Annotated in this window: 2 protein-coding genes (1 of these 2 only partly in view); one reads left to right on the top strand and one right to left on the bottom strand. The window is 24.8% G+C overall.

Features of this window, described 5'->3' with window-relative positions; all coding sequences use genetic code 4:
- Positions 1 to 130 precede the first annotated feature (130 nt).
- A complete protein-coding gene (locus tag UUR8_RS03870; protein WP_253255942.1) occupies positions 131 to 238 on the bottom strand; it encodes a hypothetical protein in 108 nt (35 codons plus the stop codon).
- Positions 239 to 572: 334 nt separating this feature from the next.
- On the opposite strand from UUR8_RS03870, the gene UUR8_RS02550 reads away from it, so the two are divergent.
- Positions 573 to 12,695, top strand: the 5' end (the start) of a protein-coding gene (locus tag UUR8_RS02550) for a DUF1410 domain-containing protein (protein WP_004026037.1). It continues 17,187 nt past the right edge of the window; 12,123 of the gene's 29,310 nt are visible here — the first part of the coding sequence; its start codon is at positions 573 to 575; its stop codon lies off the right edge, out of view.

The raw sequence follows: 12,695 nt of genomic DNA, 5'->3' as shown, positions 1-12,695 counted from the left end.
ATTGGATGCATTAGTTTGGTTGATGAAACTATCACTACTACCAACATTAGCGATTCAAAATTTTAATTCTTTTTTAACTAATTCTTTTTTGATTTGCTCAATGCATTTTTATCTAAATTAAAGATTTTGTTTAAGCGTGGAATTTGATTTTTAAATAACCAAAAGTAATAACATCAACATCTAAATATTGGCATTGGTTAACAATTGCGACATCTAATAGTTTTAGTTGATTATTTAATGCGCCACAACTACCAACATTTAAAATAACTTTAGGATTAAAATTTTAATTATTAAACTCATAAAAATAATCAATCGTTTTTAAGGTTCAATTTAACTCAAAAAATTGACAAAAACCACCTAATTTACACGAAAAATTTACACAGAACAGTTTTTGTTACATTTTCTTACCTTATTTTATAAGCATATTATGCTGATTTTTAGTGATTTTAAAGGTGTTAATCTGAATAGCGAGCGTTTTTTTTTTTTTTTTTGCTATCATTGTATAAGCATTTTTTAGTTGCAGTTCTTAATGTTATAAAAATAGTATTTTTTATGTGTGCAAGGAGTTATTTATGGATAGTAAAAAATCAAAAAAAGTCCCAATAACAAAAAGCGAAAATAATAAGAAAAATCGCAAACAACGCCTTTTCTTTTTACTTGCTAGTTTAAACTTAGCATGAGCTGGTGTTATTACGGGGATTGTTTTACGTTTAAAAGATAGCGATCAATTAAGTGATAATGATTTCTATGGTTTTAATGATGATGGAGATTTAATCATTAAAGGACAATTACCAAAAACATATGCTAATAAGTATGTTTATGGTGTTTTTGTTGATGAAAATGGCAAAGAACATAAAGTTGAAGCTAAAGTTGATCCTTATGGCAAATTCGAATTTGATACAAAAACTTTACCAGTTCCAGGTAAATACAAATTAAATAAAATCGTTGATTCAAACAATAATGTAATTCATGAAAACGATAAATTAAGACCAGAACAAAAAATTAGTATTTCAAAACCTACATTAGTTAATATATACGAAGATCAAAAAGATGAAAAACACATTGAAGCAAAAGTAAACAAAGTACTTGTTAATAAAACTTTAATTGCAAGATTTGTTGATCAAAACAACCAAGTCCATACTATTGAAGCACGTGTTGGTTTAGATGAAAAAGTTGATCTTGATACAAGTGGGTTAAAAGATGGAAATGTTTATCATTTAACTGACATCATCTTAAAAGATTCTAATCCAATTACTAAAGTTGTAAATACTAATGATATTGATCCAAGTTTTAAAAAAATTGACAAGACACATACTTACAATAAAGATGGTAATGTTGTTTTAAAAGTTGATTTAACAAATAAAATTAAAAATCCAGCATTATCAATTGCTGTTTTTAAAGATGAAAACGGTAAAGAACATTTAATACCTGCAACAAATGCAAAAAATGGTGCAGCACATTTTGATACTAAAAAATTACCACTAAATCACAAATACAAACTAGATCGAATTATTGATAATGTGGATTTAAACAAGGTTTTAGTACCAAATAATGAATTAGTAAATGAACACAAGTTTAGTATTGAAAAACCTACTAAAGCTGGTGTTAAATTTGTTGAAAATAAAAAAGTGTATGAAGTTGATTTAGGAACACAACTAAAAAATACACCAATCGAATTAACACTAAAAGATTTAAATAACAAAAAAATTAAAATTAACGCAAAAACAGATGAAATGGGACGAGCTGTTTTTGATGTTTCATCATTAGGTGATAACAATTTATATGAAGTTGTTGGTATTAAAAAACCAAACCAAGTTGGCGTTACTAACCTTCAAGATATACCATACCACAACAAAATAATTAATAATTTAAACTCTGATGAACTAAACACACCATATCAATACACAAAAAATGGTGATATTAACCTAATAGCTAAAGTAGCGCCATATTATGTTAACCAACAAGTATATGGAATTTTTAAAGATCAAAATAATAAAGAACACCAAGTTTTAGCAAAAGTTAAAAAAGATGGTACAGTTGAATTTGATACTGGTTTACTAAAAAACCATGACAATTATTCATTAGATAGAATTGTTTCAATTTCAAATCCAAAAAATGTATTAGTTTCAAACTTTGATTTAGCACGTAAACAAAAACAATTAATTAAAAAACCAGCAGCTAAACCAAGTATTGATGCAACTAAAAAAGCACAAATTTTAGAAAATTTAAATGATGATTTAATTAATCAAAAATTAATTGCTACTTTTGTTGATAACAATAACAAAGAATACAAAGTGATTGGTGTTGTTGATCAAAATAATAAAATTGTTTTTGAAAGTGATAGTTTACCAAAAGGTTATATTTATCATTTAAGTAAAGTTGAAAACAATGATTTAAATAAAGTTGTTAATACAAATGATTTTGAACTAAAAGATATAACAATTGATAAACGTTATCCAAGTTCACCAACTTCACGCCCAAGTTTTGAATACGATAATGAAGGAAATTTAGAAATCCACACTGAATTACCAAAAGAATTAAGTGATGATTTAAAACAAAAAGCACAAACAAATGGTAGTACAAAAGCTATTGTTGTTGATCAAAATGGTGTTGAACACGAAGTTGAAACAAGTGTTGATACAAATGGTAAAGTTATTGTTAAAACAAAAAATTTACCAAATGGTGATCCATCAAAACCAAATACATATACACTAAAGAAATTAGTATTAAAACAAAATGGTCAGCCAAATACAGATTTAATTGGTGAAAAACAATTAAATGGTGATAATCATACTTCATTCCAAAAACCAACAGTAGTTGCTAAAGTTAAAGAAAATAATGATTATGAAATTAGTTTTTCAAATCCTAATTTAGTTAATAAAAAAATTAAATTAACATTTAAAACTGATGATAACGATAGTAATACAAAAACTATTGAAGCAACGATTGGATTAGATGGTAAAGCTAATTTTAAAACAAGTGATGATACAACTTTTGAACCAAATCACAAATACACACTAACAAAAATTGAAGCTGATAATAAAAACGTTGCTAATATTGAAGAAATTCCATTAGTAGATCGAATTATCAATAAACAAAAAAATGGTAATATTAATGGTGATAATAAACACGAGTTTAATATACCAAATCAAAAAAATAAAGATTTAATTGGTATCTATAAAGATAAAAACAATAATGAAATTCATGTTCCAATTAAACCCGATGATAAAGGTAAAGCAATTGTTGATCCAAACAACAGTCCATTTGATTCTAACAAAATTTATGAGTTTGATAAGATTATTGATCCAAGTCAACATCCAAACAAAACTATTTTAGATAAAAATGGTATTAACAAAGATGTTGGTACAATTAATGATGATCTAACTAAAGCACGTAAGATCGTTTTAAAAACACCGACAATTTCTAATTTAACACCAAATGCTGTTAATCTTCAAATAAGTTTATTTGATTTAAATAAACTATCTCATAATCGTCAATTTGCACTAACAATTGCTAAAGTTAGTGATTTAAGTGATACACAAAAATACATTGCCACTTACGATCCAGAAACTAATAATTACAAACTAAACTTTGATTTCACACATTTAGATGCAAATACAAAGTATAAAGTTGTTGATGTTGAATTATTAGAATTAAACAACAAAGAAAAACCAATTAAACTAGTTAAAGATGATGTTTTAAACTTTGAATTTACTACAAATTCAATAATTAGAATTAATGAACCGATTTGAACTAAATTTAATGCTAATGTAAAAGCCAATAATGACACAACTTTAACGTTTGAAATTAATGACGAACATAATGTTTTAAAAAATGATCAAAAAATTTATGGTGAATTGAGTTTATTAAATAATAAACTTGAAGATTTAAATGAACCAACACTAAGTATTAGTTTTAATAAAACTAATGGTATTGTTGAATTAAAAGGAACTAGTTTAAAAGGTAATAGTAAATATAGTATTAAAAACTTATATTATTTAGATGAAAACAATAATAAAGTTTATTTATTTAAAAATGATGTAACAAAATATGAACAAAGCTTTATTACAAACCAAAATGCAATTGATGTAAGTTTTGATAAGAATAATAGTAAACAAGAAATTTTTGCTAATAGCACTAATCTTTTTGTTGATTATAATGATCAAGATCAAAAATTACAGATTGACAATCCAATCCAATTAGAATACGAATATCTTGAAAATGGTAAACCAATTATTCAAATTGCTTATGGTAAAGTAATTGAAAATAATCAAATTCAATTTAGTTTATTTGGTTTAAAAGAAAAAACAGTTTACACACTAAAACGTTTTAGTGCTTTAGTAAAAAATCCAGATAGTATTAAACCTTATATTTTTAATGAATTAGATACTAATGCTAATAGTTTTGAGACTGCTTATGCAAAAACAACATTAGTAAATTTAGTAACTAAAGATCATTTTGCAAACAATGAAAAAGTATTAGGTCAAGCTTTAATTAGTATTGGAACAAACTTTAAAGATAATCAACAAATTCAATTAATTTATGAATCAACTGATCATAAAGAAATTAAATCAAAACCAATTACATTACTAAAAGATCAAAAATCTTATAGTTTTGAATTTGAACAATTATTAAAAAATCGTACTTATAATTTTAAAAAATGAGTTTATGTTAATAATAATAATGAAGATGGTTTAACACTATCACACATTAAAGATAGTTTTAGTATTGATCCAAGTAATAATGCAGTTAGTTTAGCTAATAATAATTTATCAATCATTAATCGTTCATTAGAAAATAATACAAACTCATCAATCATTGCGAAACTTGAAATTAATGATGTTGATGATATTTTAACTACAACAGATCAATTTGATGTTTTCTATAAATCAACTAATTCAGCTAATGATCAAGAATGATTAGGAATTGAAACCCAAATTATTGTTGAAAATAATAAAAAATATTTCCAATTTAAACTTAGTGGATTAAGCATTAATCAAAATTATGCTATTTCACGGATTGTATTTAAAAATAAACCACAAAAAGCTTTATTTAATGTTGCTAATAACAAAAATAATAACGTTATTTTTACAGACGATACACTATCAAAAATTAGCTTTAAAAATGAAATTAATGGTTTAAAATACACACCTCAAAGTATTGATGAAACTAATAAATCAGTACCTATTCAAGTTGAAATTCAAGCAGATGATTATTTATTAAATAATAAGTATTTACGTATACAATTCAAACGTTTAAGTGATAATGAAATTGTTTGAAGCGAACCAACATTATTTAACAAAAATAATTTAACAATTAATTTAAATAATTTAATCAATAACCGTGCTTATGAGTTTGTGGGGTTATATTATTTTGACAATAATACAAGCGCAAATGCAGTTGATGAACAAAAAATTAATTTCACATCACAAATAACACCAAGTAATATTGTCTTTAAACCTTCAACAACAAGAATTGATGTACAAACCAATAGTTTTGCTACAAACACTCAGTCAGATTATGCATCAGTGAGCTTTGATTTAGTAAGTAATGATCAAGTATTTGAAAATGATCAGGTTGTTATGGCGACATTTGAAGCCGTTAATGGTGATAAAACTCAAACAATTGAGCAAGAAGCAAAACTTGTATACAAAAACAATAAATCAAATGTTATTTATAATTTAAGTCAACTACAAGAAAGTACAAAATATCGTCTAACTAAAGTTTGATTTAAAACAAAACCAACCAAAGCTTATACTAATTTAAACAGTGATACAAACAACGTTGTTTATGAATACAAAAATAATGCTGTTGAACATAGTTTTACAACAATAAGTTATGGTCACCAAGTAGTTGCTATTACAAGTAATGATGAAATTGCAACAACAAGTCAAAACATCCAAGTTAAAATTAGTGGACTTAAAAAAGAATGACGTACTAATACGAAAGCTAAGATTATTTATAGTTCAAATGCAAGTAATGAAAATGATGTTGTTTCACAAGAAATTACATTAGATAGCACTACAAACACATATACATTTACTTTAAATAATTTAAATTATGGACGTAAATATACATTTAAAAAACTTGAATTAAGTTTTGGTAATCCACAACAAACAATTGATTTTCCATTAAGTAATAGTGTAAACAATAATAAAGATAGTTTTGAAGTACTATCACAAAATACAATTGCACCAATTAATTTAGTTGAAACACAAGATCGTGCATTCAACAAATTAAATGAAGCTAAAATTAGAATCCAAGTTAATGATAATGAAAATTTATTATCACAAGACGAAGTTGCAACAATTACATACGATATTAATCGTAGTGTTGATGCTAAAGTTATTGTTGAAAATAGCAAAAAATATTTAGAAGCCACATTTAATAATTTAGTATTAAACAAAAATAGTGTAATTAATAAAATTGAATTCAAAACAAAACCTAAGAATGCACCAAGTGCAATTGGTAAAAACAAAGACAATGTTATTTACAATAATGCATTAGTTTCAAATTTTAATTTAGTTATTAACAATAATTTAAAAATTACAACATCTACAACAATAGCTAACCCTCAAGAAGTTACTGTTGCTGAATTAAGTAATAAAACAATTAATTTAGAAGGTTTATTTAATCAAAAAATTGCTCAAACACTAACATTTAAAGCTAAATATGTTAATGTCAATGATGAAACTGATGTTGTTTACAGTGAAATATTACAACCAACTGATATTACATATACAAATGGAGTAAGCAAACTTCCATTAGTTTTTAAAACTTTAGTAAGTAATCGATTATATAAATTAGATAGCATATATTATTTTGACAAAAATGCTACAAGTCAAGATTTAAATGAAAGCCACAAAGTTTTAATTGATACAAATAATCAAGATCTACAAATTAAAACAATTAAAGGTCAAACATCATTTACTAAAAAAGGTTCTAATAATTGAGTTAATGCAGTTCCAGATACACAAGTTGCAACATTTAAATTTTTATTAATTTCACAAGATCAAGATACTTTAGATGCGCAAACAAGAGTTAAAGTTAATTTTAGTAACAACAAATCATTTGAAGCAAATCTAAAACAAGAAAATGATCAATGAGTTGTTGAAGGATCAATTACAGATTTAGTACCAAGTACAGAATATAGTTTAGAATCTGTACAAATTATTAACAAACCTAAAAAAGCTAATGAAGTACCTGTTGTTGAAATTCAAAATAAAGATCAAATTAAATTTACAACACCAGCTAATAAAACTGTATTAGAATCAATCACACCTAATAAATTAACATTACAATTAGATAACAATAGTTCAAACACTAATAAAACTGTTGATTTTAGTATTGTAGTTTCTGGCGTTAATAAACAATATGCTAGTAAAAAAATTAAGTTAATTTATGCATATGGTAATGGCAATGATGAACAAGGTACAATTGAAACAACAACTACAACATTAGTTGAAAATCAAACAAATTATAATGGTTTAACACTAACTCCATCAATTCCTAATCGAATTTATAAATTCAAAAAAATTCAAATTGAAAATAGTGTTGGAAGTAATAAATTTATTGATCTAGAACATGATAGTAATTTAGAAAATTCAATAACTTATGCTCATTCAAAAACAAATATTGTTGTTGATAATAATAATTTTGCAACAAATCAAACTGATAATAGTGTTACATTAACTTTTAAAGTTACATCACATGATCAAGTGTTTGAAGATAATCAAAAAGTTAAGATTACTCTAACACCTGATGAAGGTCAAGTAATTACTCAAGAAATTAATTTAAGCAATGTTACAAATAATAATGAAGTTACATTAACAACTAATTTAACTGGTTTAAATGCTGAAACAACTTATAAATTAACAAAAGTTGAATTTGTACAAAAACCAAGCAAAGCTTATGAAGATTTAAATAGCGGAAATATTGTTTATGAAGATCCATCTTCAACACACACATTTAAAACAAACAAAGCTAATAATAAAGTAATTAGTGTAACATCTGATCCAATTACAAATACTAGTTCACACGAAATCACAATGACAATAAATAGTATTGAGCGTGATTGAAGAAATAAAAAAGTTGAATTAGTTTATAGTTCAAATGTAAGTGGTGAAGAAGATATTAAAACAAGCGTACATCTTGTTAATAACAACAATCAAGATGTTATTTTAAGTGACACAAAAAAAGAATATAAATTCACTTTATCTAATTTAAAACCAGGACGTCGTTATAGTTTAAAACAAGTTAATGTTTTAAATGTTAACCAAAATCAAAGTGTTGAGTTTACAAAAGATAGTGGTGTAACCAATAGTTTTGATGTAAACTTACAAAATCCAATTAGTGTTAAAAATATTGAAGAATACCAAGATCGTGTTGCAAACGAATTACAAAAAGCTCATGTTCGTTTTGAACTAGAAGATATTGATAATATTCTAAAAACAAATGATATTGCTGAAATTACATATAATAGTAATGTAAAAGCAACAGGAACAGTTGTAGTTGAAGGTAATAAAAAATACTTACAAGCTACATTAAGTGGTTTAGATTTTAATCAAAATGCAGTAATTAATCAAATTGAATTTAAAACAACTGCTCAAACACATACTAAAGTTGGTGCTAATAATTCAAATATTGTTTATGATAAAACAACTCAAAATGCTAAAGTATTTGAAATTAATAATGATTTTAAAGTTATTGGACCATTATCATCAAATTCTAATACCACACAAAATATGGTGGCTAACAATAAATATATTGTTTCATCAACATTAGAATTTAAAGTTAATCCTCATATTAGTAAAAATTTACGTTTTAAACTTAAATTTCAAGATAATAATGGCAATATAGTATATAGTTCTATTTTACCTTCTAATTTAATTACTAATAACAATGGTCAAGATTTAATTAATTTCAAATTAACTAACTTAAATTCAAATCGATCATATACTTTTGTTGATTTATACTATTTAGATAGTAGTGCAAATGATAATATTGATGAAAATAAAAAAGTAGAAAAAGCTAATGATATTAAACGTGTAATTGAAATTGCGCCAGATACTACAACAATTACTAAAGCAAGTGATGGATGAATAGTAAGTGATGATTCTGCAAGCTTTAAATTTGAAATCAATAGTTTAGATGGTAATGATGTATTAGAGAATTTAAGTGCAATAGTAACATTTAAAAATGGTAATCAAAAATTATTACCAGTTTCAGCAATTGTAACTAAAGAACAAAACAAATACATTATTAAAGGTAATTTAAATAATTTAAATCCTAATACAACTTATACATTAGATAGCATTACTTTAACAAAACCACCTAAAACTTATTGTTCATTGCTATTAAATGATTATAATAATCCATTAATTACTATTAAAACTGAAGTTGGACCAACAACATTAGTATCATTAAATGCTACATCACCAATTAGTACACAAACTCAAACTATAAATGCTGTTGTAAGTGGTGTTAACTCAAAATACACTGGTCGTAAGATTAAATTAACTTATGTAAGTAATAATAATGGTAATGAATCAATTAGTGCTGAACAAACTTTAGCTAAAGATCAAGTAAATTATAGTTTTAGTTTCAATAATTTAATTACAAATAGAAATTATAGACTTCATAAAGTTGAGATTGAATCAAGTGTTGGTTCAAATACTTTTAGTATTCTTACAACTAGTGTAAGCAATAATTTCATAACTCAACCTGGATCAACAACTTTTGAATACACTAATCCAACTGATAGTGAAATCCAAACAAATCAAGTTAGTTTACCTAAATTAAAAATAAAAACAACTGATCGTGCTTTAGAAAATGATCAAGATATTAGAATTTATTTCAAATCTGATACTGATAATCAAAGACAACTTGTTTGAACAAGAGATATTGTTAATGTAGTTAATAATGGTAATGAATCTTCAATTAGTAATCCTGTTTTTGATAATTTAAAAGATGAAACAACATATTACATTTGAAAAGTAGAATTAGTATCAAAACCACGAAAAGCACACACTAATGTTAATGATAGTGCTAATAATATTATTTACGAATACAAAACTGGTATGCAAAAACATGAATTTACAACAAAAGTTGCAGATCATAAAGTTAATAATATTACATACACTACTCAACCAACACCTACAAAAACACAAAACATTAATGTAACACTAAGTGGTATTAAAAATGAATGAGTTAATAAACAAATTCAATTAACTTATGTCTCAAGTGATGGTTCAAAAGTCACAACAACTCCACAAAATTTAGAAAAAAATAAACTAAGTTATGATTTAATAATTTCTAATGGTTTAAAATTCAATCGTTCATATACATTAGAAAAGATTGAATTAATAAATGGTCAAGATAAAGTTGAATTACCAAAAAACAATAATTTAAATAACTCATCATTTAATATTAATACAACTAATACTGTTAGTGTTAGTGGCATTGAAGAATATGAAGATCGACAAGCTAATGTTTTAACAACTGCAAAAGTGCGTTTTGAATTAAATGATGCTGATGATGTATTAAGTGATAATGAACAAGCAAGTATTACATATACAACAAAAGATAATAATAATTTAATTACAACTGGTACTATTAGAAAAGATACTAACTCAAATAAAAAATATTTAAAAGCAACATTAACAAATTTAGAATTAAATAAAACTGCTTCAATTAAAACAATTACTTTTGCTCAAAAACCAGCTCGTGCTGCTTTTAATATTGGTAATGCTAATAAAATTTATGATAATACAACTTCAAATGCACAAGCATTATCAATTAGTAATGAATTTAAAGTTAGCGGACCAAACGCTAATGATTTAGATGCTAAAAAAGAAATAAATTACAATGAAAAAGATAATGTTAGTTCAACAATTGAATTGACATTAAACAAACATATTAGTAAAAATCTAAAATTCAAATTAAAATTCACTAATACTAAAGGTGATACTATTTATAGTAAAGTTGTTAGTGATGATCAAATCACAAAATCAGCAACTGGAACTAATAAATATACACTAACTTTTAATTTATCAAACTTATCATCAAACCAACTATATACTTTTGCTGGTTTATATTATTATGTTGATAATAATATAAGTGCTAATCCAATTGATAAAAATAAAGTTATTAATGATAATGATGTAAATCGTACTATTCTTGTTAAACCTGGGGCTACTACAATTATAAAACAAGAGCCTGGTTTAACAAATACATCAACTAAAGTATTCTTTAAATTTAAAGTTGATACACAGGATTTAGGTGTCTTAGATCAAAGTACACCTGTTACAGTAGTTTTAGTAGATGATAAACAACAAGAGCATTCATTAACAACAAATATAAGTCAAATAAATAATGAATGAATTATTAAAGAAAGTATTGATCATTTAGTACCTGAAACAACTTATAAACTAAAATCATTAACAATAACTAAACCAGACAAAGCTGCTTTAGATTTAAATGTTAAAATTACAAATCAAGACCAAATTACATACACTACTGCCCCTGGTGATTATAAAGCAACAAAAATTAAAGCAAAATCACCTTCAATTAGTAATACAACACAAATAGTTGATGTAACAATTGATGGTCTAAGAAAAGATTGAATTAATCAAAAACTAAAATTAACTTATAAAACAAGTAATAATGAAGTTGCAAGTGGATTAGTAACTTTAGAAGCAAATAAATTAAGTTATGAAGTATCATTAACTAATTTACAACCTAATCGAACTTATACATTAGAAAAAATTGAACTTGTTAATGAAAATACTGTTGAAGCATTTACTAAAGATGCAAGTATTAGTGATTCATTTACTGTTTTAGGACAAAACCATGTTGGTGTTGTTAATGTTAGTGAAATAGCTGATCGTGAAGCAAATAATTTAACTACTGCAAAAGTTCAATTTGAATTAAATGATAATGATGATGTTTTAACTAATGGTGAACAAGCTGAAATTACATATGATAATAATCGAACTACAAATGGTATTGTAAAAACAGTTAATGGTAAAAAATATCTTGAAGCAACTTTAAATAATTTAGTAGTAAATTACGAAACATATATTAATAAAATTGAGTTTAAAATACAACCAAGCAAATCTGGTTCATATATTGGTTTAAACAATTCAAATGTAATTTATAATGATTCTAGTTTAAGAATTAACAATGATTTAATAGTTAGTGGTCCAAGTTTAAATCAAAAACAAACATTTGAACCAACTCAAAAAAATAATGTTTCTACAACATTAGAATTAAAAGTAAATGATCATCTTGCAAAAAACTTACATTTTGTTGCTAAGTTTGTTGATAACAACAACGATGAAGTGTGAAGTACACCAGTTAGCTCAACTGCAATTACAACAAGTGGTGATAAAAAAATAATCACTTTTAGTTTGTCTAATAATTTAGAATCAAATCGTTTATACACATTTAAAGAACTATACTATAGTCCAACTAGTCCAACAAACAATAGTAGTTTAACAACTAAATTCTTAAAATTAAATGCAAATCGTTTTGTTGAAATTAAAGTTGATAAAACAATTGTTACAAAAGAAAATAGTTGAAATCCACCAAAACACAATAGTGCTCACTTTAAATTTAGTGTAACTACAAATGATGGCGATGTTTTTGATAATAGTTTAGATGCAACAGTTACTTTTAAAGATTCTCAAAATCAT

Source organism: Ureaplasma urealyticum serovar 8 str. ATCC 27618, assembly GCF_000169535.1.
GTDB lineage: Bacteria > Bacillota_I > Bacilli_A > Mycoplasmatales > Mycoplasmoidaceae > Ureaplasma > Ureaplasma urealyticum.
The sequence above is the reverse complement of the archived record's forward strand: the minus strand, read 5'-3'. Positions and strand labels throughout refer to the sequence as shown.